The sequence below is a fragment of the Vibrio sp. YQ_11 genome, assembly GCF_043103065.1.
GTDB classification, from domain to species: Bacteria; Pseudomonadota; Gammaproteobacteria; order Enterobacterales; family Vibrionaceae; genus Vibrio; species Vibrio parahaemolyticus.
This window is the reverse complement of the sequence record NZ_JBICJM010000050.1, coordinates 140749-166018: the sequence shown is the minus strand read 5'-3', so window position 1 is coordinate 166018 and position 25270 is coordinate 140749. Positions and strand designations below refer to the sequence as shown.

The following is a 25270-nucleotide window of genomic DNA, read 5'->3' as shown; positions in this document are numbered from 1 at the left end:
TCTCAACTCGTCAGTGCGTGAAGCGTTGATGTTAGACGTGGTGTACCGCCTCCTCGACAGGCTCTGGTTGAGCAGCCGTTTCACTGATTTCAATCTTCACCGCTGCGACTTTGAATTCAGGAATTTTCGCATGCGGGTCCGTTGCCGTAGTCGTCAAGCGGTTGACTGGCGACTCAACGAAATGGAACGGAATAAACACGACGCCTTTTTGCATTCGCTTGGTCACAAACGCATCAATTTCGATGCTGCCACGACGAGTCGACACTTTTAGGCGCTGACCATTATGGATACCAATTGCTTTGGCATCTTCAACACTGATCATCGCTCTTGGCCCAGCAAGGTTATCCAACCCTTTCGTTTTGCGTGTCATCGTACCGGTGTGGAACTGTTCTAGCACACGCCCTGTTGTAAGCACCAAAGGGTACTCTTCATCAGGCAACTCGGCTGCATAACGGAACGGCACGCCCACCATTTGCCCTTTCCCTCGGGTAAATTGGGTTTGGTGCATGATACGAGTACCGTTTGGATTGTTCTTGTTACTTGGCCATTGAACACCGTTCGGCGTGATCGCGTCCCAACGCAACCCTGCATATTGCGGCGTTACACGCGCGATCTCGCTAGTGATTTCAGAAACACACTGATAATGCCAATCGCTGCCCATCGCGTTTGCGATCGCTTGAATGATCCACCAATCTTCTTTCGCCTCACCCGGCGCTTTCACTGCCGCATTAACGCGCTGCACGCGTCGCTCAGTATTGGTGAAGTGACCGGATTTTTCCGCAAATGAACAAGAAGGCAATACCACATCGGCGTACTGCGCCGTCTCGGTGAGGAAGATGTCTTGCACGACCAAGAAGTCGAGTGCTTCCAACCCTTCAATCACGTGTGCTTGGTTTGGATCGCTCAGTACTGGGTTTTCGCCCATGATGTACATCCCGCGGACTTCTCGTTTGCACGCCGCATCGATGATTTCCGTTAGGGTAAGCCCTTGCTCAGAAGGTAAGTTCGGCGCATCCCACTCAATCGCGAATTTCTGACGAACAATCGGGTTATACACTTTTTGGTATCCCGGATAACAGTTCGGCAATGCGCCCATATCACACGCACCTTGCACGTTTGACTGACCGCGCAACGGGTTAATGCCACCACCCTCAATACCGATGTTGCCACACAACAATTGCAGGTTAGCAATCGAACGAACGTTGTCGTGACCCGTCGTATGTTGGGTAATGCCCATGGAGTAATACACCGCCGTGCGTTTTGCCGTACCGATCATTCGCGCCATCGCGAAAATATCGTCCGCTTTTACGCCCGTAACCAACTCAACTTTGTCGAGGTTGTACGCTGGCGACATCACCTCTTGAAGCAAGGTATCAAAGCCGTCGACGCGCTCTTCGATGTATTCTTGATCGTACCAACCATTTTTGATTATTTGCTGCATCACGCCATTGAGCAACATAACATCCGTCCCCGGACGATGCGCCAAGTACAGCTCTGCATGTTCGGCCATGTCTACTCGTTTCGGGTCTGCCACAATCAAGCGCGCCCCGTGATGACGAATCGCCTGTTTGATGTGCGAAGCAATGATCGGGTGCGCAGATGTGGTGTCAGAACCGATAATAAAGATCACATCGGAATGCTTAATGCTCGGAATGTCGTTGGTCATCGCACCACTCCCCAACGATGCTTCAAGCCCTGTCACACTTGATGCATGACACAAACGTGCGCAGTGATCAACGTTGTTAGTACCAAGTTCACGACGGATGAATTTTTGAAACGCGTAGTTATCTTCGTTAGTGGTTTTCGCTGAAGAGAATCCGGCCAGTGCGTTGCTACCAAAATCTTGCTTGATGGTCGAAAGCTTCGAAGCCACTAGCTGAATCGCTTCGCCCCAACTTGCTGGCTGCAACCAACCATCTTTACGAATCAGTGGTGTCGTTAAACGCTCTTCGCTGCTAATGAAATCAAAACCAAAACGGCCTTTCACGCACAGCATTCCTTGGTTAACTGGCGAATCCGCCCCTTTTACATAGCGGATTTTGTTTTGTTGCTCATCGACAAACATGGTCAACTTACAACCCACACCACAATAGGTACAAATGGTATCGACGGCTTTTAGATGTTCGGTTCTGCCTTGAGAGCGGTCACGGCTGTCCACCATCGCGCCCGTTGGACATGCCTGAACACACGCCCCACATTGCACGCATTTTGAATCGCCCATGAGCGTCAAACCGCTGCAACCTACGCCTTTTTCATCGGAGCGGAATCGTGGACGATCATCTGGTCGTAAAGCTGGTCGGCCATTTTTATCCGACACAAAACTCAACACACCATGTACCGCTTGCTCACGGCATGCTTGAATACACTGACCACAACTGATGCAACGGTTAGCATCAAATTCAATGAACTCAGAACTGCGGTCTACTTCGTATTTATGACGAAGATCTTTCGCACGTAAATCGAGCCAATCTTGATGACCAATCACGCTAGCAGAGGAAACGTCCACGGAAACATCGAAATGTTGCTCGGCATGATATTCCGTTGAGTAATCTCGCAAGGCACAGTCGGTATTCGCTTGGCAACCACACTCTAAGCAGCGCGCCGCTTCTTTCATGGCCTCTTCGTTATCAAAGCCCAGTTCCACTTCAGCAAAACTCTGCTCACGCTGCGCTGGGGTCAACTCTGGCATGATTGAACGAGCAACTTTTTGGATATTTTCGAAATGAAGTGGGTCTACCTGCGCCAGTTTTTTCTCTTTACGAGAGTTGAACGCAGGTTTCGGCATATCCGCCATATCGCCATTGAGGAACAGATCGATCGCTTTTGCCGCAACTCGCCCATCTCCCACCGCTTCAACCGCTGTTGCAGGACCACGACGAAAATCACCGATACTGAAGATATTGCCCGTACCCGTGTGCATGGTTTGCGCATCGGATTCAGATGTGTTCCAACGCGTTAGAGGAATGGACAGCTCATCGTTTTCTAAGAAGCTGAGATCCGGCTTTTGCGATACCGCTGCAATCACGGTATCAAATGCTTCAGTAAAGAACTCACCCGTTGGTTTCGGGCTACGACGACCAGACAAATCTGGCTCACCTAACGCCATTCGTTCTAATCGAATTGCCTTCACGCGGCCGTTTTCATCCGCGATGTTTTCCGCCGGATTCGTTAAGAAATGGAACTTCACGCCCTCATGTTCAGCTTCGACGATTTCGTAGTCCTCGGCCGGCATTTCGTCGCGAGTTCGACGATAGATCAAAGTGGTATCGGCACCCGCACGACGCGCCGTACGCGCACAGTCGATCGCAGTGTTACCACCACCAATCACGGCAACTTTTTTGCCCGTAACGTAGTTTTGTTCTATAACGTAATCTTTCAGATAATCAACACCGAGATAACAACCGTCCAAGTCGCTACCAGGATAATTCATTTCTACCGCTTGAGACGCCCCCACAGCCAAACAGACAGCATCGTAGTCTTCACTCAATTGAGACAGCGTGAAATCAACACCAAGCTTTTTGTTGGTTTCAACTTGCATGCCGTTGCGGCACATCAGTTCGATTTCTTTGTCTAGAATGTCTTTGGGTAGGCGATATTCAGGAATGCCGTAGCGTAGCCAACCGCCTGCTTTTGGCATGGACTCAAATACGGTGACGTCATAACCTTCATTCGACAAGTAATAACCTGCCGTTAAGCCACCGGGGCCACTACCAACAACGGCGATCTTGCGATGCTTCGCTGGTTTTTTATCTGGGACATACGCTTCATGCGCCGCTAAATCTGCGTCTGCGGCGTGGCGTTTGAGTTGTCGAATGGCAATCGGCTCATCCACCAAAGAACGGCGACACTCACTTTCGCAGAATGCCGGACACACGCGCCCAATCGACAACGGCATTGGCAGTGTGCGTTTAATAACTTCAATCGCTTTTTGATGGTCGTTTTGCGAGATATGGTAGAGATAAGATTGGATGTCTACTCCAGCAGGACACGCCGTTTTGCATGGAGCTTCACAGTCGGCGTAGTGGTCCGTCATGATTCGGTTGAGCGCTTTTCTGCGGTGCTCACTCAGTTGTTCTGATTGTGTGACGACATTGAGACCGCTGTACACTTTGAGATCACAGGCGCGCTTAGTTCCGCCACTTTCCACTTCGACAACACACAAATCACACGGAATTTTCTCGTTACTTTTGTTCATTCCGCACAGTGAAGGGATTTCGACCCCACACACTTTGGCTGCTTCCAGAAGGGTTAGCCCCTCTTCTACAATTCTATATTTTCCATCGATGACAATTTCTATCATACAACCCCCGAAGCAGGCACGTTAAACCTTACATTCTATAAGGATAACCCCTACCATGGAAAGTTCGTGTGACAAAAAACTCAATAAAGAGATATTTATTGGCGATTAATATGTCTAACCTCTCCCAAGATGCACCAAATATCTCACGCTTACTTGGGGGTGAATGCTTGACTTTCCCCCTAGGGTAACCTTTATTATTAAGCGGTTACTCGTTATTTACACTCATTTTGACTGGACTCCGTATGCGCCTTAAATCACTGCATACAATTTGGCTAACGTTATGTACAACGCTGATACTGCTGGTATCTAGCGTGGTTAACAGCGCGCCTTTAATGAGTATCAAAATGATGTCGAGTGGCGCTATGATGCCTGAACACATGACTGAAATGGCAAGCGCGAACGATCACTGCGGCTCCCCGAGCATGAGCATGGAGATGGCCTCATCGTTGAGCTCCGACTCTACAGAAATGACCATGAGCTGTGTTGATGGCTCCGGCATGATCCACAATTGCTGCACAGCATCTTGTTCATTCGTTTTCGTCCCGTTACCAGCCCCTGTCAGCCAGCTATCCCCACTGGCTTATCGCGCATCCATTGCCTCAGAAATCACTGCACCAGTGGTACAAGTCACCCATGATTTGTATCGGCCTCCGATAGTTTAATCCATACAAAGCATTCGACCCTGCATCCCTTTGCAGGCAGTTTCTTTGCGCCCAACTGATAGCGTGCTCACCTCAGCTATTCGCTCGTAACTTCATTTGTTACCTGCTATTTAGCGATAAAAAAGTGCGTCATCCGTTTGGCAAATACCAACGCTCTCCCGCTCGGTTCAATCGTTCCCGAAACGCAAAAGAGCTTGGTATCAATTTGGATGTAAATTATGGAATTCAACCCAAATCGCTTAGTGGCACCAGTATGCTCACTGGCTCTGGTTGCCCTACCGGCTTTCAATGTGGTGGCGCAATCGCCAACCAATACGAAAGCACAACAAGAAGCGCAAGCTCAATCAATCCAAGCCCAATCAACCAATGAGCTAGCAAACCTCATTAGCATTGCGTTGAACAACGATGGCAACCGTAAACAGTTCTATGCTCAATCGGAAGCGATGCGTGAAACAGGCGTAGCCAGCGCAACCTTGATGGACCCGAAACTGAAAGTCGGTTTTGGTGGTTTGCCTGTCGATAGCTTCAAATTTGACGAAGATCCGATGACCAATATCTCCGTCGGTTTGATGCAACAGTTCGAACGTGGCTCGACGCTCAACCTTCAACAAAAGAAAGCCAATCAACAAGCCGATGGTTTGTCTCTGCAAGTTCACGCACGGGAGCTTGAAGTGGCAAACAGCATGACTCAGCTTTGGTTGGAGCTAGGCTATCAGCAGAAGGCAGAGCAAATTTTGCTAGAAAACCGTCGGCTCATGACGGAAATGGAAAACTTCATTCAAACCAATTACTCAATCGGCAAAAGCGAAGCGCAAGATTTACTGAATGCACAGCTTCAAGTGAGTAAGTTGGATGAAAAGCTGCAAGCCAACGCACAAATGCAGCGCCGTTTGGTCTCACAACTCTCAGAATGGTTGGGCTCTGACTGGCTCAATACCTATACCCAAAACGGACGCTCAACACTTCAAGCCAGCAACACACTGACTTGGGCGTCATTAAATCAAAAGTTGTCTGAAAATAGCGAAACGACCAAGCACTACCAACAGTTGAGTGATCACCCGATGGTGAAAATGGCAGACGTAAGTATTTCTGCCAGTGAAACTCAAGTGGACATTGCAGAGCAAGCTTACACGCCTCAATTCGGTGTGGAAGTGATGTACGCCTATCGTCAAGCCAACAATATGAAAGGCGAACCTGCATCGGACTTGGTGAGCGCGTATCTAACAATGGACATTCCCCTGTTCACTGGCAATCGCCAAGACCGCAACTTAGCTGCCGCCCAGTATCAAGTGGGTGCCGCTCGCTCACAAAAAGATACGTTACTGACTCAGATGAACGCGAAGGTCAACACATTGCTGGTTGATCGCGCCAACTTGAGTCAGCGTTTAGAGCGTTATCAATCCACCTTACTTCCCCAAGTTCAAGCTCGTATTCACGCGGTAGAAAGGGGTTATCAAAACAATACCGCACAGTTTAATGACGTGATCATGGCAAGCACAGACGAGCTGGCGCTAAAGCTCGAACAGCAACGTCTTATTACCGATTTAAACATCGTAAACAGCAACTTAGCGGCTTTATTGGGTGGTTTCGAATATCAAGCATCCACACCCAACATCACGCCTGAAGCAAACGCGAACTAAAACAAAAACATGAGAGAACCCAAGTTTGGGGACGATGGCCAATGCACACCAATAAACAATCAACATCGCTGTCATGCCTCATGGGGAAAATAAGGAATTAGGAATGAGTTCAAATTCAATCAAGATAGCAACTATCGCTCTGCTTGTTGGCGGGGCACTAGGGTTTGGCGTTAATCAGTACCTATCTGGTGCAAACCACGACATGAGCGGCACAAGCGGTAGCGCTGCGAGCAGCTCAAACGAGCCACTCTATTGGGTTGCGCCAATGGATCCAAATTATAAGCGCGACAAACCGGGCAAATCGCCAATGGGTATGGACTTGATCCCAGTGTACGCCGAAGACCTCGCAGGTGAACAAGACAAACCCGGCACGGTAAAAATTGACCCATCGGTTGAAAACAACTTAGGTGTAAAAACCGCTCAAGTCTCTTTAGAGCAACTTTCACCTCGGATTGAAACTGTCGGATATATCGCGTTTGACGAAAGTCATTTGTGGCAAACCAACGTTCGCGTGGCGGGTTGGGTTGAAAAGCTTTACATCAATGCCGTGGGTGAAAAGGTCAACAAAGGCGACGTGCTGTTCACGCTGTATTCGCCTGAGCTAGTCAAAGCACAAGAAGAGCTGCTGAACGCCTACCGAACTGGGCGTAATGGCCTAGTGAAAGGCGCGACAGAACGTTTGGTGACACTGGGTGTTGATCGTTCTCAAATCAGAGCCATCACTCAACGCGGGAAAGCATCGCAAACTATTGAAATTAAAGCTCCGGAAGATGGCGTCATCGCGAGTTTGAACGTTCGTGAAGGTGGTTACCTATCCCCTGCTCAAGCGGTGATCAGCGCGGGCCCACTTGAAAACGTATGGGTGGATGCCGAAGTATTTGAACGCCAAGCTCATTGGATGAAAGCCGGCAGCGACGCCACTATGACGTTGGATGCGATTCCCGGTAAAGAGTGGCAAGGCAGCGTCGATTATGTGTATCCAATTTTGGATCCTAAAACGCGCACGCTTCGTGTTCGTCTTAAATTCTCTAATCCCAATGGCGAGCTGAAACCGAACATGTTCGCCAATATTGCCTTGCAACCTGTCAGCGACAACGCGGTGTTAACCATTCCCAAGTCGTCCGTTATCCGCTCGGGGGGTATGACTCGCGTCGTGCTGTCTGAGGGAGACGGCAAATACCGCTCAACGCGCATCGAAGTCGGTCGTGAAGCTGACGACAAAATCGAGGTACTACAAGGCCTGACTCAAGACGATCGCATCGTAACCTCAGCTCACTTTATGTTGGATTCAGAATCGAGCCAAACGGCTGATCTATCGCGCATTTCATCACCGACCGAAGCCACTGCACAAACGGCTTGGACGAAGGGCGAGATCACTGATGTGATGAAAGACCATCGTATGTTGACCATCAACCACCAGCCCGTACCAGAGTGGGATTGGCCGGGGATGGTTATGAACTTTACCCTCGCTGACGGCGTCGATATGGGCTCGCTGCAAAAGGGCCAAGCTATTGAGTTCGAAATTCAAAAAACCGCATCGGGTCAATACGAAATCGTTGATTACAAAGCCGATGACACCGTTCTCGCAACTGACGTTTGGGTAACGGGAGACATCAGCATGCTAATGGCGGATTTTGGCATGATCACGCTCAATCACCTTCCGGTTTCAGAATGGAGCTGGGATGCCGGTGAAATGAACTTCTCTGTGGGTGATGAAGTGGATTTATCCGGTTTCAAAGAAGGTCAGAAAGTCCGATTTCTAGTTGAAAAACAAGGTTCTGACTACGTTTTGAAACAAATTGAAGCGATCGAGGGCTAACTATGATTGGAGCAATTATCCGTTGGTCACTCAATAACCGCTTTATGGTTTTGATCGCGACCTTAATGCTTGTTTTAGCTGGACTTTACAGTGTAAAGAATACGCCTGTTGACGCAATTCCGGATCTTTCTGATGTTCAGGTGATCATCAAAACCAGCTACCCGGGTCAAGCACCGCAAGTGGTGGAAGATCAAGTCACTTATCCGCTAACCACCGCGATGCTCGCCGTACCGGGTGCAGAAACCGTTCGTGGGTATTCGTTCTTCGGGGATTCGTACGTTTACATCATTTTCAACGACGATACCGACATGTACTGGGCACGTTCACGTGTTTTGGAATACCTAAGCCAAGTTGCACCTAAATTACCACCAAGTGCAAAACCAACCTTAGGCCCAGATGCAACGGGTGTGGGCTGGGTCTACAGCTATGTATTGCAAGACAAAACGGGTCAACATGACCTTGCCGAGCTGCGCAGTTTGCAAGATTGGTTCTTAAAGTACGAACTGCAAACCGTCGATGGCGTTTCTGAAGTCGCAACCGTAGGCGGTATGGTTAAGCAGTATCAAGTCCAGATTGATCCGGCGAAGCTACGTGCTTACAACTTAACGCTGCAACAAGTAAACATGGCGATTCAAAACGGTAACCAAGAAACGGGGGCATCCGTAGTGGAAGTTGCTGAAGCTGAGCACATGGTTCGCACCACCGGTTACTTGACCAGCATCGAAGACATTAAATCGCTGCCGCTTAAAGTGACCGACAAAGGAACACCGCTCTTATTGGGCGACATTGCCGACATCAACTTAGGTCCGCAAATGCGTCGCGGTATCTCTGAGCTTAACGGCGAAGGTGAAGCGGTTGGTGGCGTGATCGTGATGCGCTATGGCGAAAACGCGAGTGAGGTGATCAGCAAAGTTAAAGACAAGCTGGAAGATTTACAGCGTAGCTTGCCGGATGGCGTTGAAATCGTCACCACCTACGACCGTTCTACGCTGATCAATGCAGCTGTCGATAACCTTTGGAAGAAATTAGCGGAAGAGTTCATCGTCGTAGCCATCGTCTGTGCACTGTTCTTGTTCCATATTCGCTCTTCATTGGTTATCGCCCTGAGCTTGCCTGTAGGCATCCTTGCAGCGTTCATCGTGATGCATTCTCAAGGCATTAATGCCAACATCATGTCGCTCGGAGGAATTGCCATCGCCATCGGTGCTATGGTGGATGGTGCCATCGTGATGATAGAAAACGTCCACAAGCACATTGAGCGAACGCCACTCACGGATAAGAACCGCTGGCAAGTGATTGGCAAAGCCGCTGAAGAAGTGGGCGCACCTCTATTCTTCTCGCTGCTTATTATCACGTTAAGCTTTGTTCCAGTGTTTGCACTGGAAGGTCAAGAAGGCAAGATGTTCTCTCCTCTCGCCTTTACCAAGACGTATGCCATGGCATCAGCGGCAGCACTTGCGATCACGCTCGTGCCAGTTCTAATGGGTTACTTTATTCGCGGTAAAATACTGCCAGAACATAAGAACCCTGTTAACCGTGGTCTGGTTGCGCTGTATCGTCCATTGCTTAATCTGAGCTTGAAATATCCGAAAGCGATGATCGTACTGGCGCTCGGCCTATTGGCATCGGCGTACTACCCAACTAGCCAACTAGGCAGCGAATTCATCCCACCATTGGATGAAGGCGATTTGATGTACATGCCGACCACCTACCCGGGCATTTCCATCGGTAAAGCACGTGAGTTGGTTCAGCAAACGAACAAGCTGATCAAAACCGTACCGGAAGTTAAAACGGTTTGGGGCAAGATTGGCCGTGCAGAAACCGCCACCGACCCTGCACCACTCACCATGATTGAAACGGTAATTCAGCTCAAACCTCATGACCAATGGCGTGAAGGCGTGACCACAGAGTCATTGCGCAAAGAGTTCGACAATCTCGTGCAGTTCCCGGGGCTAACCAACGCATGGGTAATGCCGATCAAAACGCGTATCGACATGCTTGCGACGGGCATTAAGACGCCAATCGGGATCAAAATCGCAGGCCCAGACCTGAAAGAAATCGAAAAGATTGGCGCGCAGTTAGAACCTATCTTGAACAACGTTCGCGGCACTTCATCGGTTTATGCCGAGCGTGTAGCTGGTGGCCGTTACGTAACAATCGACATTAAACGCCGCGCTGCTGCGAGATATGGATTGAGCATCAAAGACGTTCAGCAAGTCATCTCAACCGCTGTCGGTGGTATGAATGTAGGAGAGACCATTGAAGGCTTGGAACGCTACCCGATTAACGTTCGCTACCCGCAAGACTACCGTGACTCTGTGGTTAAGCTGCAAAACTTACCGCTAGTGACACCAAATGGAGCGCGTATCGCACTCGCTGATGTCGCTGACATTCGTTACGAAGACGGTCCGCCGATGATCAAAACCGAAAACGCTCGTCCTAACGGCTGGGTGTTTGTGGATATCGATGGCCGCGACCTTGGTTCTTACGTGGTAGAAGCGCAGCAAGCAGTGGCTGACCAACTGGTGCTCCCTGCTGGATATTCGCTCGCTTGGTCTGGTCAATACGAATACATGGAACGCGCTAAAGACCGCTTGAGTGTGGTCGTACCGATCACCTTGGTTATCATCATGATGTTGCTTTACTTCAGCTTCCGCCGTGTTGGTGAAGTGTTAATCATCATGCTGACTCTACCTTTAGCGATGGTTGGTGGCTTGTGGTTGATGCACTACCTCAACTACAACTTCTCCATCGCCGTGGGGGTCGGATTTATCGCCCTCGCCGGCGTTGCGGTGGAAATAGGCGTCATCATGCTGGTGTATCTCAACCAAGCGTGGCACCACAAAAAACTTCACGCAGAAGAAAACCAACAAGCTCTGCAAATTGGTGATTTAACCGATGCCATTCGAGAAGGCGCGGGGCTGCGTGTGCGTCCGGTCATGATGACGGTTCTCACGGTCATCATTGGCCTTATCCCTATCATGTATGGCTCAGGTACTGGCTCTCAAGTCATGCAGCGCATTGCTGCACCAATGATTGGCGGCATGGCCTCTGCCCTACTACTGACTCTGCTGGTGTTACCAGCAATCTTCAAGCTGTGGAAGCAGCGAGAAGTCAACAAAACTCAAAACCCAGAGAAATAAACAACAAGCGCCATTGTTCAAACCACAATGGCGCACTACCTCATTGACAGTAAAGGAAATCAACATGAAAAAGACACTTATCACTCTTGCTCTAACTATGGTATCAGCAGGCGCATTCGCACAAATGGATAACTCGAACATGAACCACGACAACATGGATCACGGCAAAATGGACCATGGCTCGATGTCAATGGATAAAATGAACATGGGCGATATGCCGATGGATCATTCAAAAATGGATCACTCCAACATGCAAGGCATGACAGGAATGTCAGCAGTGGGTATGCCAGCGAATGGGGCGAAACCGGATAAAGTCGTCCATGTAATTTTGAGCGATGACATGAAAATCACCTTCAAGAAAGACGTAAAAATCGAACCGAACGACGTTGTGCAGTTTGTGGTGATGAACACGGGCAAAATCGATCATGAGTTCACCATCGGTTCTGCAGCAGAGCAACTTGAGCACCGTGAAATGATGAAAAACATGTCAGGGAATCACATGCACGACTCTGGCAATGCTGTCACCGTAGAACCGGGTAAAGCAAAACAGATTTTGTGGCACTTCCACGGAGACAACAACGTAGAGTTTGCTTGTAACATTCCAGGCCACGCAGAAGCTGGCATGGTCAAAAAAGTGAAGTTGTAAGGTTATAAGCAGGCTTCGGCTTAAACAAGATAATCTAACGATGACAATACGTTAGACATGAATACAACAAGACAAAAGGAGCTGCACTCAGCTCCTTTTTGTTTCGTTCATCCTTGCCACTATCGCATGACAAACAGCTCTTCATGGTAATGACGTTCGGTATCGACGCGATAAGCATTCAACTCTTTTTTCAGTTTTTGCGAAAAAGCTTCTGGCCCGCAAAAATAGAACTCATAACGCGCTAAATCGCCACATTCGCTCGCGATACGCTCTACGTTAAGTCGAGGAGACACCGCCGTATCAATCACGTTCAGCTTCACTTTCGCAAGACGTGCCATTTTCCACAACTCGTCCACTAAATGACTGTCCAAACCTCGCGTGCAGTAAAACAAATGCACAGGAGGATGCGTTTTTAGCGATTTGAGTGACGCTAAGATGGCAAAGAACGATGCGACCCCAACACCACCCGCAATCCAAATCTGCGGCTTATTGACGTCAAATGCCAAGCGTCCGTAAGGGCCTTCAACCATCACTTCTTCACCGATTTTAACCCTGTGGTACAAATCCGTGGTGAAATCACCCAACTCTTTAATCAAAAAGCGTACCTCTGGTTCATGCTCACCTGAAACAATCGTAAACGGATGCGGATCTTCATTACCAAAACGAACATAAGCAAACTGCCCAGCTTTGTGTCCTTGCCAAGGTTTTCCTTGACCGTTATTGCTTGCCGCCAAAACCAGCTCCATCACTCGCGCTTGAGGAAAGTAGCGAGTCGACACCACTTTGGCGGGATGGCGATTCGCTCGTCCGACAAAACCAAGCAAGCTATAAACGGCAGCTGCAGAGCCCATCAAGGCAAAGCCCAAAGCAACGAAATGAATTGGCTCACCCCAGTACGCGTGCTTGATCAACAAAACGGAGTGAACAGCAATCATCAAATACACTGCCGCCATTAAACGATGCGACAACTTAAATGGCTTGTATTTAACAACCGTCCACAGTGACACCACGAGCAATGCTAAGAGCAGGTAAAAACCCCACTCCCCCAAACCAAGCCCCACATCGCGCAACTCTTTGACCCAGAGTTCTAAACCGACAAAGTTGTTCCCAGAAGGCCCACCCCCGGTGTGTTTGATTGGTTTTTCGAGCACTCCTGCCGACACTAGCCATTTTGGCACTTTATACGTCAACCAATGCACGACTCCAAGGCTAACCCCCGCAATGCCGAGCCATTTATGCACACGATAGGCCTTATCCATCCCGTGAACCCATTGCTCGATCACAGGTAAGCGCAGCGCAAGCACCATCGCAATAGACATCAAAGCTAACGACAAAACACCAGAATATTGAATAAGCGCGGAGCGCCATTGGAAAAATTGGGTCGAGGACAGCAGTTGCGGTTCACTCATCCACCACAACACAGACACGGCGGCAATTATCATCCATACAAAATTTCGTACAGTTTTCATGAACATCACTCTCAAATTGACGACAACTCTAGTTTAGTTTTTCTAGCGTAATGCAACGTCAATATTCGTAAAGTTGAGTAAACCCACAATATACCTAAGGTCAATAACAAACTTGGAGGTATTGCGCAGAATCCTACAGAAAATCGACAGGGATTTAACAGTGGTTAGAGTATTCACTCGTTATAGTTTGCTTAACATCGCCAAAGTGCGAATCAAAACCAAAAGAACGAAGAACACACGCATGAAAAAGTTATTCCTGTTGGTTGGGCTGATGGTTTGCTCAACTGTTAGTTACGCCTCCAAATTAAACGAAGACATCTCCCTCATCGAGAAACAAACATCTGGGCGAATTGGAGTGTCAGTCTGGGATACACAAATGGACGAACGTTGGGATTATCGCGGAGACGAACGTTTCCCATTAATGAGCACATTCAAAACGTTAGCGTGTGCCACCATGCTAAGCGACATGGACAGCGGCAAACTCAACAAAAATGCCACAGCGAGAATCGATGAACGCAATATTGTGGTTTGGTCTCCGGTGATGGATAAACTGGCTGGACAAAGCACGCGTATCGAACACGCTTGTGAAGCCGCCATGTTGATGAGCGACAACACCGCCGCAAACTTAGTGCTAAATGAAATTGGTGGTCCTAAAGCGGTCACGCTGTTTTTGCGCTCTGTTGGCGACAAAGCAACGCGACTTGACCGATTGGAGCCCCGTTTGAACGAAGCAAAACCGGGCGACAAGCGAGACACCACAACGCCTAACGCCATGGTAAACACCCTACACACCTTGATGGAAGATAACGCCCTATCTTACGAGTCACGCACACAGCTGAAAATCTGGATGCAAGACAACAAAGTATCGGATTCTCTCATGCGCTCTGTTCTACCAAAAGGCTGGTCGATTGCAGACCGCTCTGGCGCAGGTAACTACGGTTCACGCGGCATTAGCGCGATGATTTGGAAAGACAACTACAAGCCGGTTTACATCAGTATTTACGTCACAGACACTGACCTTTCGCTTCAAGCTCGCGATCAACTGATCGCGCAAATCAGCCAACTGATTTTAGAGCGCTACAAAGAAAGTTAAGCTCGAACTCGAGCAACCAAGCCCTTCTCATTCAGAGGGGCTTTTTCTTACCTGCTCTCTCAAATTCTTAACAAATCTCTCTTATTCTTGCTGTCTTCACTACGCTTTACCGAATGGTCACCTCTTGCTAATTAGGCATAAAAATTATCGGTTTAGACATGAGTTCAAGCTCACATTAAGCAACCTGATACTCACAAGTGGCGAGAAATAAACCATACTCTGTTAAAGGGACGTATTTTTCTTGAAAATAGCTGCGTGTTACTTATTGTTTACATTTAGAGGAATGTCTAGGGAGATGGCTATTGAGACTTGAAAGAACTTTTGACCCAAATGACTTGTCGACGCAAAACATGGAACGCCCAATATGTTTACCGATCGGCTTTGTTCACTTTTTGGCTCAATCACAGACGTTACAGCAGGTGCTCGATACTGTCGCAGAATGGATCAATCGGATTTTTGAATCTGACCGCACCAGCATTACGCTGTACGAAAACAGTGACTACCTCAAGGTCTACTCTTTTTCCGGCAACAAAGCGATTCCTGCCGATTTTCTCGTGCCGATTGACCAAGCCTTCGTCGGACGTGTGTTCAAAAACCAACAACTGATCATTTGTGACGACGTTTCTCAATCCGACGAGCTAGATTGCGTCATGTTGACCTCCAGCGGTATGGGCACGTGTATGGATGCGCCGCTGATGCATGGTCAAATGTGCTTGGGCACGCTTAACGTCGCGCATCATCAAACCCATTTTTACACCAAGGAACAAGCCGCACAATTACAATGCATTGCCAACTGGATAGCATTGAACATTGCGCTGCATATTCAGATCATGAAAATGGAGCACCTCGCCACCACCGACGATCTTACTGGCATTCCAAACCGCAGAGAGTTCATGCGTCAAATTGAGCATCGTCTTTCTGAATTTCGTACGCAAGGGATCAAATTCCACGTCGCGATTTTGGATTTAGATAACTTTAAAAAACTGAATGACAAGTTCGGGCACGACGCTGGCGACAAATCCCTCATCCATGCTGCCAATACCATTAAAGGGCATTTACGAGAATGCGACCTGCTTGCTCGTGTCGGTGGTGAAGAGTTTGCTATCGTCCTGAGAAGCCGCTCTTCTCAAGAAGCAATGGATACGTTAGAAACCATCCGAAATGCCTTAGAAACCACGACGATTCGATATTCAGGGCGTGATATGACATTCACCGCCAGTATTGGGGTAACTCAAGTGTGTGGCTTAGATGATTCTTTTGAGCCGTTAGTGAAACGTGCTGATTTAGCGTTATACAAAGCGAAAGAAACCGGGAGAAATCGCGTAGAAATCAACCACAGCGAGCATCAAGGCGTATCGAATGAACAATGAGTAAGATGATGAATCAACAATAAAAAAGGTAGCGACTGATGCGCTACCTTTGCGATTCCCAAGTAAATTCAAGATGAGGAGTGAATCACCTTGCGCTGACTTGGGATTAAGAAGTCAGCAAATTGAATTATGCTTTCTTAAGATCTTTAGCAGGGTAAGTTAGCGTCTTTTCGCCAGCTTTAACGTGAGCGTAAAAACCGCCGCTGCTTAAACCTGTAACAACCATTTCGCCTTGCTCGACACCTTTAGTCGCTACTACTACGTCACCGATTGAAAACATATTGAATACCTTGTTTGTTTAGATTAAGACACGAAGTCGTTGCGCGGTATTTAATATGAAATCAGCCTCCCTTACTAATCAGCTTTTTTATCGTCTGGATTAACGAGTATTATTAGTGATTTTAGCAACTTACAAAGTTTGACACAGGTCAAATATCCGTTGATACAAATGACAAAGTTGATGAAAATATGCGAGGTGTTTTCCCTGAGATACGTTAAGATTTTCTAGCATCAACCGGGGAGGATTTCCCCTCCCACTCATTGGAGAAGCAGGATGAAAAAAGGCCTAAAAATGCGTGCATTAGAACGCTCTGATTTGCGTTTTATCCACGAACTCAACAACAATCGCAATATCATGGCCTACTGGTTTGAAGAACCTTACGAGTCCTATGACGAGCTCGAAGAACTTTACCGCAAACACATTCACGATGACGCAGAACGACGCTTTGTCGTTGAAGACGCTGACGGCATTTTGATTGGTTTGGTGGAGCTGATTGAAATCAACTACATCCACCGCAGTGCGGAATTTCAAATCATCATCGCGCCAGACCATCAAGGCCGTGGTTATGCGATGGAAATGATTCATCGCGCATTGGATTACTCTTTCTCCATCCTTAACTTACGCAAAATCTACCTATTGGTTGCGGTTGAGAACGAAGTTGCCATCCATCTGTATAAAAAGTGCGGCTTTATTGAGGAAGGCCATCTTATCGAAGAGTACTTCATTAATGGCAGCTATCGTGACGTGAAGCGCATGTACGTTTTGAAACATCAATACCAGAAGAGTATTGAAGAACAATCGTAAGCCGATTGAACGTTATCACTGGCGTGAATTCATGCTGTACTATCTCTCGCATTACTGCTTGAGAATTTCCTCAGTATTCATCGCTGAGCAAGGGCTGAAATAATGTCAGTGACACGCTCGAATCACAGGCTAGCTTGTGTTGACGGACTGGACGTCACAAACGCATTAGCGCTGTGTTTCCATTATTCAAATTGATATTGATACGATACCGCAACACGCTTGTCTGCTTCATCCAGATAGGTGTTGTTGTCCATGACAAACGTCATTACGTTAAAGGAGTGGCGTTTGTTCACAAGGTAACCAAGGCCGATACCACCAAAGAAGCCTTTGTAGTTCTCTCCTTCACTGTTTTCTGAGCCGTAAGTGCCTGCTGCGAAGCTGATTAACGTCAGTTCTTTGGTAAACGATTTCAGCGCAAATGCACCAACGTAACCGCTGCTGCCTGAAGAACTCATCATATTGAAGCCATTCTCTGCACTTGGCGTGCCCGTAAAGTTAGGCTCGCTACAGTGGCTGCCTGCTGCACCGTCACAAACAGGAACATCACCAGTGTTGTACGTATAGCCTGCCATTGGGAAAATTTGGAAGCCTGCTGGCTCAATCCCGAAATAACTTAGCGGCATAAAGGTACCAACGCTGTAGTTGGTTTGATCCGCGCCGTTTACGTATTCATTTTTACCAAAGTTGAAGTTCACGATACCGACCGGAAACAACCACGAGCCACCAATACGCCACTCGCTCGCATCATCATTGATACGCAGGTTGATTTTGCGCGCTTGGTCAAGCGCAAGTGAGCCCGAGAATGAGATGTTTTGATCATCAAAATCGTAGTTGTTTGCGTACGACGCGCCAAATTTCGTGATGACTTTTGTTGGGTCATCCGCCAACTTGTTTTTATTGTCTTTTACTCGATGCTCGGCACCATGAGCCAGCGTACTGACCAACAAAGTCGTACACACTAACGCTAGTTTGTTTTTCATTTTTTAGTCCTTTGAGATGTTGAATACCCGCACTTAGCTGCGCAGATACTTTTTGAATCATCACTCACTGGATGTGACAGAAGCGCCCTAACTACCTTAGATGGCATAACAGAATCCAGTGCAGGTAGTTAGGGTAGAATGGCCTGTAAGGAAGGCGTTTTAGCGATTAGGAATGATTAGTTTTTCCAGTTGTAGCTCATGCTCATGAAGTACAGAGCAGGCTCATCAAAGCCAGCTTGTAAGCGTGGCGTTTCTGTTTCTGAAGACTCCATCAAGACCGCTTCAAACGCGAAACCAATTGAGTTTTCTGAATCCAATTTGTAATCAATGCCTGTACCAATGCGGTACGCCTTGCCAGTAGGAACGGTAATGTCACCGTTTGATTGGCTTTCATACATGCTGGTATCGAATGCAAAGCCTGCATTCCACATCATTTTTTCATTCAGTTTGTACTGAGTACCCAATGCGATTTGGTAAGTGTCTTGTGTCTCTACATCGACCAAATCTGCAGCCTTAAGCGTGGTTGTGTATTCGCTCCAGTCTTGCCAGTTCACGTTCCACATCACCGCTAGGTCATCATTCACTTCGTGGTAAGCACTGAAGATCAGTTGTTGCGGAGCAATGGAGTTACTCTTGTCGAATTCAAATTCGGTTTCAGAAGAGTAAGACAGACCAAGACGCGTGCCTGGTGTTGCCTCATAAAGCACACCTACTCGGCCGTTGAGCTGAGTATCTTGGTCTTCGTCATTGAAGTTCAAGGCTCCCTTCGTTTCCACTTCATACATACCGTACTGAATGCCAAGCGCCGCACCCACAGACCAGTGATCATTGATGCGGTAAGAAGCGGAAGGTTGAATGGTTAAGGCTTGCGTCGTTGCTGTAGGAATATCTAAATGATTATCCAAAAGACCTTCGTACTCTAGGCCAAGGCCGTAGTTGCCATACAAACCAATACCCAGCGTCCATTTGTCGTTCACTTGTTGGCTGTAAAATGCCGACGCCATAGGAACAAAACCAATCACGTTGCCCGCATCGCCAGTCATCGTGTCTAGTTGCGCGTCACCGTAAAGGCCAATCAGGTTACCAGAGAAAGATTTACCAGAAACATTCGCCAGACCAGCCGGGTTTGCTGCCATTACTGAGGCATCTTGCGCACGAGCCGCCATACCAGCGGATGCCAAACCAATATCCGATGCTGTGGTTTCGTAAAGGTATAACCCACCCGCTTGCGCAACAGCACACGTCAGTAGAGAGCTCGCTACGACGATTTTTGAAAGATTTTTCATACTAAACCTATTGTTGTTTGAGAAAACCCACGCTGCGACGGTGGTTGTATATCAATGAAAGGCATTGGCCAATCGCACACAGCGTGGGGGTGTTGTGGAGTCAGTCAGTTGAAATCAGCGTTATTGCTCGCTCACCTCAACTTCAGTGGGTTTGTTTCGCTTAAACTTCTCGCGCAGAGATTGCATCATCACGAAGAACACTGGCGTCAATAACGCGCCTACAAACGTAGAGAGAATCATGCCGCCGAATACCGCAAAGCCCAGTGAGTGACGAGATTCCGCACCGGCACCCGATGCAATCACCAACGGGAATACCCCCCAGATGAAGGCGAACGCAGTCATCTGTACTGCACGGAAACGGATTCGAGCAGCTTCTTTGGCAGCATCAATGATGGATAAGCCCTTTTCTTCTCGCAGAACTTTGGCAAATTCCACGATAAGAATCGCCACTTTGGCGGACATACCAATCAAGATGACCACACCAATCTGCACGTACAAATCGAACGGTTGTCCCACCAGCAGTAGCGTGCCCATTGCGCCGAGAATCGCGACTGGAACCGCCATCATTACCGCAGCAGGAATGGTCCAACTTTCGTACTGAGCCACCAAGAACAAGTAGGTGAACAGCAAAGACAATGCGAACGCGATTGGCGCCATGTTGCCTGCTTTCATCTCTTGGTAAGTCATGCCTGACCACTCGTACGAGTAACCACTTGGCAAAGATTCCGCAGCCAGTTTTTCAATGGCTTTTACAACATCACCCGAGCTGTAACCTGGCGCTGGCGCACCGTTCACGGTTGCAGAACTGAACATGTTGTAGTTCGACAAGGTATCAGGACCGAAGATCGGCTTCACTTTCACTAGCGTTGCCAGTGACACCATTTTTCCAGAGCTTGAGCGAACAAACAGATGGTCGATGTCGTCGATGTTGTCACGGTATTGCTCTTCTGCTTGCACTTTCACTTGGTACGAACGACCAAACAAGTTGAAGTCAGAAATGTAGGCACCGCCCAACTGTGCTTGCAGTGTACTGAAGATTTCATTCAACGGTACGCCCATCGAAATCGCTTTATCGCGATCAATATCGATGTAACGTTGCGGAATGTTCGCACGGAAAATCGAGAACGCACGCGCCACTTCTGGCAGTTGGTTGATTTGGGCAACAAAATCAGCGGTTGTTTTTGCCAACTCTTGTGGAGAGCGGCCCAAGTTGTCTTGCAACACAAGGTTGAAACCATCCACCGCCCCCATGCCTTTGATTGCCGGCGTCGCGAAAACGAACGAAGCGGCATCTGGCGTTGAGTTCAGCATTTGGTTAACTTTATTCATCAATGCGCGTTGGTGTAACTCAGGGTCTTTACGTTTGCTCCAGTTATCCAGTTTGATGATCAACATGCCCGAGTTTGGAATCGACGCCATGTTAATTACCGAGAAGCCCGCAACCGAAACCACGTTCTCCACACCTTCCATCTGTTTTAGCTCATCAACGTACTTCTTCATTAATGGTGCAGTGCGCTGCAATGCTGCTGCGTCTGGCAAACGCATTTCGACCATGAACACGCCTTTATCTTCGTTTGGTACGAAAGAAGAAGGTACGGTCATGAACGCAAATGCCAGCACCGCAATAAGCGCGCCATACACACCGATACTCAGCACAATACGACGGCTCAAGAAGCCAACTAAACCTTGGTATTTGCGCGTTATTGCTTCAAAACCTCGGTTAAACGCACGCAAAGGCGCAATAGGTTGCGAGTGAGTAGATTTCAACATCAGCGCACAAAGCGCTGGCGTTAACGTTAATGCGTTGATTGCAGAGATCAGCACCGACACACAGATGGTGACCGCGAACTGGTTGAACATTCGACCAGAAATACCCGGCAATAGCGCAACCGGTACGAATACCGCCAACAAAATAAGCGTTGTTGCCAATACTGGCCCCGTCACTTCTTTCATAGCTTGGATCGTGGCCGGAATCGGGTCTAAATGCTCTTCATGGATAACCCGCTCCACGTTCTCCACCACGATGATCGCATCGTCCACCACGATACCGATGGCGAGGATCAAGCCAAACAACGAGATCGTGTTAATGGTCATGCCCATCACGCCCATGATTGCGAACGTCGCAATGATGGAAACCGGAATCGCTAAGGTTGGAATGATGGTCGCTCGCCAGTTCTGCAAGAAAACGTACACAACGAAGGTTACAAGAAGTACCGCAATCACCAGTGTCTCGTACACTTCATCAATCGATGTTTCTACGTATTCGGTCGAGTCATACGCGATGTCGTAGACCAAATCTTCTGGGAACGATTTCTCGTACTCTTTCATGGCCTCTTTCACGCGTTCCATCACGTCAAGCGCGTTTGCTGTCGGCAACTGATACAAGGCTAAAACGGCAGCGGGTGCGTTATTCATACGACCATCAGCTTCATAACCTTGCGCACCAACTTCCACGCGAGCCACATCTTTCAAGCGAATCAAAGAACCTTTCTTGCTCGCACGGATGATGATGTTCTCGAACTCTTCAGCAGAAGCAAGTCGGCCTTTGGTTTGCAGAACATATTGATATTGCTGATCACCCGGTGCTGGCATACCACCGATCTTACCTGCCGCTACCTGGATGTTTTGCGTTTTAATCGCGCCGATAACATCACTGGCAGAGAGCTTCAAGGTCGCCAATTTATTTGGGTTCAACCAAATACGCATTGAGTAGTCTTTCTTACCGAGCAGCGTAATGTCACTCATACCTTCAATACGCTTTAGACGTTCAATAATGTTGAGATCCGCGTAGTTAGAGAGGTAGATGCTGTCGTAAGACTGTTTAGGAGAGCGCAGCGTGATAACGCCTAACATGTCGGAAGACTTCTTCTTAACCGTTACGCCGATTTGGTTTACTTCTTGTGGAAGAGAGGATGTTGCCTGTGCAACCAAGTTGTTTACGCGAACCTGCGCCATATCGCCATCTGCGCCCACTCGGAAGTAGACGCGCAGTGTGTATGAACCATCGTTACCAATCACAGAAGACATATATATCATGTCCTCAACGCCGTTTACTTTGGCCTCTATCGGTTGTGCGACCGTCTTTTTAACCACGTCCGCGTTGGCACCCGGATACATGGTGCTCACTGTAATTACCGTTGGAGAGATTTGAGGATACTCAGAAATTGGCAAGACTTTCAGGGCGATCATACCCATCAATGTCATCGCCAGTGAGATCACCAAAGCAAACTTCGGCCGGTGAATGAAAAATTTACTTAACATCAGTACTCACTCAGCCTTGTTCACTCTGCAGTTCAACGTCTTTCACCGTTGCACCCGGACGCACTTTTTGTAGACCATTCACGATGACTTTTTCGTTAGCCGCCAAGCCAGTCAGCATAGCACGTTTCACACCGTAGGTCTGACCGAGTTCAACGTTACGACGAGACACCACGTGATCATCACCAACCACCATGACGTAGTCACCCGCTTGGTCTTGCTGAACAGCCGCCGATGGGATAAGCAAACCATCAATGGTTTTGTTGCGCAGCTTGATGGTCAAGTTGCCATATTCACCCGGCATAAGCGCGTAAGTTGGATTATCGAATTGTGCTTCTGCTCGAATTGAGCCTGTTTCTAAATCGATCTTGTTGCCAACGGCGTAGATCTTGCCATCAAGCGGGTACAATGAACCGTCTGAAAGCGTCAGTGTTAAATCAACATCCAGTTTGTCATCGTTACGATGAGCCACATCAATGGCACTTCTTACTCGGCGGTAGAGCTTCTCATCCACATCAAAGCCAAAGCGAATTGGGTCGATTTGAGTAATCGAAACAAGAGGAACGAGTTGAATTTTCGAAATACGGTCACCCACTCGGAAGTTGCTGAAACCCACGCGGCCAGAGAAAGGAGCACGCACAGAGCTAAATTCAAGATCGAGCCTTGCTGAAACCAGCGTCGCTTTCGCCTCTTCTACCGAAGCAATCGCTGCGGCGTGCGCAGCAATGGCGTCATCGTATTGCTGCTCACTGATGCTTTTATCTTTGATGAGTTTCTTCACACGTTCTGCATCACGCGTAGTTTGAACGAGTTGTGCTTTTGCTTTTTGCAACGATGCTTTTGCATACGCCAGTGCCGCTTTGTAAGGACGGTCGTCGATTTCAAACAGCAATTGGCCTTTTTCGACCATATCGCCATCTTTAAAATGAATCGCGGTTAATTCGCCACCGACTCGAGGCATAATATCAACGTCATTTACCGCTTCAGTTCGACCGATAAAAGTATGATAAGGAGTGATTTTTGTTTCGGTTAGGGTAACGGTTTCAACAGAGGGTGCTTGGGCAGTTTTCGTTGCGATATCGCCAGTTTTGCATCCTGATAGTAATGCAGAAGATATAGCAATAGATACCAACGCAAATTTATATTTGGCTTTCATGACAAACCTACTTTATGTAGAAAGTGCCCTAGCCTAAATATTTAAATATATGGATAAACACACTTTCTATTCTGGAAATAAACGAGGGAGTTAGAATTGGTAGTTAAATTCGATACGGTGATCACCATCACCGAAATTAACGTGCTCATTCCAGTTTGCAAAGTAACGAATATTTGTGCGAGGATTAATTTGATAAGACAACGCAAACTCGTGAGTTAAGATATTATCTTCACCTGCGTAATAAGTATCTTTATATTGACTAGACCCTGACAATGTATGCATATACATTGGGTTGTAGTTAATCCAGATTTTATCGGTTAATTCAATTTTTGAGTACATACCGACAACGGTGAAAGTACCTGGAATTTCATAACCTTTGTCATCACCACTAAAATCATTAGCAATAGTGACACCCGCACCAGCTAAAGGAAATAACTGCAACATGCCAAACTTAGGTAGGCCTTGAATAAAGCTATAAGATGCATCTAATTTATCGTTATCAACATCGTAGTTTACATCCAATTGACGGCCTAGACCTTTTGCGACTTCTACTTGGAAATTACGTAGTCGGAAAGAGTCAATGCTGTCATCAACATTGGCATACATTGGATCGTCATTGTCGCGAATGCCAAATAGCTCACCACCAATGCCTTTCATTTCGATGATGTTCATCGCCATGGTGCCAGGCTGGCTAGATTGGTAAGTTTGACCAATTTTGATGTTCGCGCCTTTATCAGTAATACCAAAGCCCGCTTGGGTGTAAACCGCAAGTGGGTCAGACATATCTTGTAGTTCTTCGTCATTATTTGTCTGAGCATAAGCAGAAGACGCGAGTTGAAGGGCTGCTGCCATGATAACAACAGACGGTTTCACTAAATTCATAAAACTGTATCCATTTTAATGATTATAAAATTATTCACGTCATAAGGTCATCATAAATAGCAAACAATACAACTCGCTTTGGATAATATAAATTATCAAAGCAAATTTAATAATGACGAAACATTAGACGCTTTAATTAAAATAAAATAAAGCGTCGTAAAAGTTCAATCACTGCTACTTATATCTTATATAACTTGAAATTTGGTAAGCTTTACGAAGAAGGGAATATTAAAACTTATGAAAATTCAATTATCATTAGAACAAATGATTAATTAAATTTACCATATAAATAAGGAGTGCAATGGTGTTAGGTGATCGCGATCAAGTTTTATTTTTATCGTATATTACTCTTCAGGTAAAGAAGAGAGTTGTAATAAATTGCAAATACCTTAATTTAATTAGCCTTGCGGTCAATTTAGAATAGTTACTCCACAATAAATTGAAAGGAAATCACACTCTGTGATTCCCTTTTATTTTCGAGT

Annotated in this window: 16 protein-coding genes; 8 read left to right on the top strand and 8 right to left on the bottom strand. The window is 47.4% G+C overall.

Annotated elements, in window-relative coordinates; genetic code table 11:
• Window positions 1-31: 31 nt before the first annotated feature.
• The gene (fdhF, locus tag ACF8EG_RS22430; RefSeq protein ID WP_069505794.1) at window positions 32-4300 is read right to left on the bottom strand and encodes a formate dehydrogenase subunit alpha; all 4269 of its coding nucleotides are present in this window, start codon (window positions 4298-4300) and stop codon (window positions 32-34) included.
• A gap of 242 nt (window positions 4301-4542) precedes the next feature.
• Between fdhF and ACF8EG_RS22425 the strand changes: the two genes are divergently transcribed.
• From ACF8EG_RS22425 to ACF8EG_RS22405, 5 genes are all read left to right on the top strand, one after another.
• Entirely contained in the window at window positions 4543-4962 is a 420-nt protein-coding gene (locus ACF8EG_RS22425; RefSeq protein WP_017447880.1) for a hypothetical protein, read from the top strand.
• A 218-nt stretch (window positions 4963-5180) separates the two neighbouring features.
• Window positions 5181-6602 (top strand): TolC family protein, encoded by a 1422-nt coding sequence (locus ACF8EG_RS22420; protein ID WP_069505791.1) that lies wholly within the window; start codon window positions 5181-5183, stop codon window positions 6600-6602.
• Between the two features lie 103 nt (window positions 6603-6705).
• Window positions 6706-8421: an efflux RND transporter periplasmic adaptor subunit gene (locus ACF8EG_RS22415; protein ID WP_069505789.1), complete on the top strand. Its 1716-nt coding sequence runs from the start codon at window positions 6706-6708 to the stop codon at window positions 8419-8421.
• A 2-nt stretch (window positions 8422-8423) separates the two neighbouring features.
• On the top strand, window positions 8424-11564 hold the full coding sequence (locus ACF8EG_RS22410) for an efflux RND transporter permease subunit (protein WP_005487815.1): 3141 nt from the start codon (window positions 8424-8426) through the stop codon (window positions 11562-11564).
• 64 nt (window positions 11565-11628) lie between these two features.
• Window positions 11629-12210, top strand: a complete 582-nt coding sequence (locus ACF8EG_RS22405) for a cupredoxin family protein (protein ID WP_069505787.1) — start codon at window positions 11629-11631, stop codon at window positions 12208-12210.
• A gap of 119 nt (window positions 12211-12329) precedes the next feature.
• Here ACF8EG_RS22405 and ACF8EG_RS22400 read toward each other — a convergent pair whose 3' ends face one another.
• Complete coding sequence (locus ACF8EG_RS22400; protein WP_069506013.1) at window positions 12330-13679, bottom strand: ferric reductase-like transmembrane domain-containing protein; 1350 nt, start codon at window positions 13677-13679, stop codon at window positions 12330-12332.
• A 241-nt stretch (window positions 13680-13920) separates the two neighbouring features.
• Between ACF8EG_RS22400 and ACF8EG_RS22395 the strand changes: the two genes are divergently transcribed.
• Both ACF8EG_RS22395 and ACF8EG_RS22390 read left to right on the top strand, forming a co-directional pair.
• Window positions 13921-14772, top strand: a complete 852-nt coding sequence (locus ACF8EG_RS22395) for a carbenicillin-hydrolyzing class A beta-lactamase CARB-32 (RefSeq protein ID WP_029837067.1) — start codon at window positions 13921-13923, stop codon at window positions 14770-14772.
• A gap of 302 nt (window positions 14773-15074) precedes the next feature.
• Complete coding sequence (locus tag ACF8EG_RS22390) at window positions 15075-16142, top strand: sensor domain-containing diguanylate cyclase (protein WP_025546313.1); 1068 nt, start codon at window positions 15075-15077, stop codon at window positions 16140-16142.
• Window positions 16143-16269: 127 nt separating this feature from the next.
• Here the strand turns inward: ACF8EG_RS22390 and ACF8EG_RS22385 are convergent, their stop codons facing one another.
• Window positions 16270-16422 (bottom strand): hypothetical protein, encoded by a 153-nt coding sequence (locus ACF8EG_RS22385; RefSeq protein WP_005459713.1) that lies wholly within the window; start codon window positions 16420-16422, stop codon window positions 16270-16272.
• A 273-nt stretch (window positions 16423-16695) separates the two neighbouring features.
• Between ACF8EG_RS22385 and speG the strand changes: the two genes are divergently transcribed.
• A complete protein-coding gene (speG, locus tag ACF8EG_RS22380) occupies window positions 16696-17226 on the top strand; it encodes a spermidine N1-acetyltransferase (RefSeq protein WP_005488166.1) in 531 nt (176 codons plus the stop codon).
• A gap of 182 nt (window positions 17227-17408) precedes the next feature.
• Here the strand turns inward: speG and ACF8EG_RS22375 are convergent, their stop codons facing one another.
• The 5 genes from ACF8EG_RS22375 to ACF8EG_RS22355 all read right to left on the bottom strand — a co-directional run bounded on the left by ACF8EG_RS22375 (window position 17409) and on the right by ACF8EG_RS22355 (window position 24788).
• On the bottom strand, window positions 17409-18206 hold the full coding sequence (locus ACF8EG_RS22375; protein WP_069505785.1) for a hypothetical protein: 798 nt from the start codon (window positions 18204-18206) through the stop codon (window positions 17409-17411).
• 176 nt (window positions 18207-18382) lie between these two features.
• Window positions 18383-19492, bottom strand: coding sequence for an OmpP1/FadL family transporter (locus ACF8EG_RS22370; RefSeq protein ID WP_029830146.1), 1110 nt, complete (start codon window positions 19490-19492; stop codon window positions 18383-18385).
• A 120-nt stretch (window positions 19493-19612) separates the two neighbouring features.
• A complete protein-coding gene (gene vmeQ, locus ACF8EG_RS22365) occupies window positions 19613-22753 on the bottom strand; it encodes an efflux RND transporter permease subunit VmeQ (protein ID WP_069505783.1) in 3141 nt (1046 codons plus the stop codon).
• A 10-nt stretch (window positions 22754-22763) separates the two neighbouring features.
• Window positions 22764-23906, bottom strand: a complete 1143-nt coding sequence (gene vmeP, locus ACF8EG_RS22360; RefSeq protein ID WP_069505781.1) for an efflux RND transporter periplasmic adaptor subunit VmeP — start codon at window positions 23904-23906, stop codon at window positions 22764-22766.
• Between the two features lie 90 nt (window positions 23907-23996).
• On the bottom strand, window positions 23997-24788 hold the full coding sequence (locus ACF8EG_RS22355; RefSeq protein ID WP_025793868.1) for a hypothetical protein: 792 nt from the start codon (window positions 24786-24788) through the stop codon (window positions 23997-23999).
• Window positions 24789-25270: the final 482 nt, after the last annotated feature.

Excerpts from the sequence above, each read along its gene's own strand:
- ACF8EG_RS22410 (WP_005487815.1), top strand. The coding sequence starts at position 8,424 with ATGATTGGAGCAATTATCCGTTGGTCACTCAATAACCGCTTTATGGTT.
- vmeP (WP_069505781.1), bottom strand. The coding sequence starts at position 23,906 with ATGAAAGCCAAATATAAATTTGCGTTGGTATCTATTGCTATATCTTCT.
- ACF8EG_RS22415 (WP_069505789.1), top strand. The coding sequence starts at position 6,706 with ATGAGTTCAAATTCAATCAAGATAGCAACTATCGCTCTGCTTGTTGGC.
- ACF8EG_RS22405 (WP_069505787.1), top strand. The coding sequence starts at position 11,629 with ATGAAAAAGACACTTATCACTCTTGCTCTAACTATGGTATCAGCAGGC.
- ACF8EG_RS22400 (WP_069506013.1), bottom strand. The coding sequence starts at position 13,679 with ATGAAAACTGTACGAAATTTTGTATGGATGATAATTGCCGCCGTGTCT.
- fdhF (WP_069505794.1), bottom strand. The coding sequence starts at position 4,300 with ATGATAGAAATTGTCATCGATGGAAAATATAGAATTGTAGAAGAGGGG.
- ACF8EG_RS22355 (WP_025793868.1), bottom strand. The coding sequence starts at position 24,788 with ATGAATTTAGTGAAACCGTCTGTTGTTATCATGGCAGCAGCCCTTCAA.
- speG (WP_005488166.1), top strand. The coding sequence starts at position 16,696 with ATGAAAAAAGGCCTAAAAATGCGTGCATTAGAACGCTCTGATTTGCGT.
- ACF8EG_RS22420 (WP_069505791.1), top strand. The coding sequence starts at position 5,181 with ATGGAATTCAACCCAAATCGCTTAGTGGCACCAGTATGCTCACTGGCT.
- ACF8EG_RS22385 (WP_005459713.1), bottom strand. The coding sequence starts at position 16,422 with ATGTTTTCAATCGGTGACGTAGTAGTAGCGACTAAAGGTGTCGAGCAA.
- ACF8EG_RS22395 (WP_029837067.1), top strand. The coding sequence starts at position 13,921 with ATGAAAAAGTTATTCCTGTTGGTTGGGCTGATGGTTTGCTCAACTGTT.
- vmeQ (WP_069505783.1), bottom strand. The coding sequence starts at position 22,753 with ATGTTAAGTAAATTTTTCATTCACCGGCCGAAGTTTGCTTTGGTGATC.
- ACF8EG_RS22375 (WP_069505785.1), bottom strand. The coding sequence starts at position 18,206 with ATGAAAAACAAACTAGCGTTAGTGTGTACGACTTTGTTGGTCAGTACG.
- ACF8EG_RS22425 (WP_017447880.1), top strand. The coding sequence starts at position 4,543 with ATGCGCCTTAAATCACTGCATACAATTTGGCTAACGTTATGTACAACG.
- ACF8EG_RS22370 (WP_029830146.1), bottom strand. The coding sequence starts at position 19,492 with ATGAAAAATCTTTCAAAAATCGTCGTAGCGAGCTCTCTACTGACGTGT.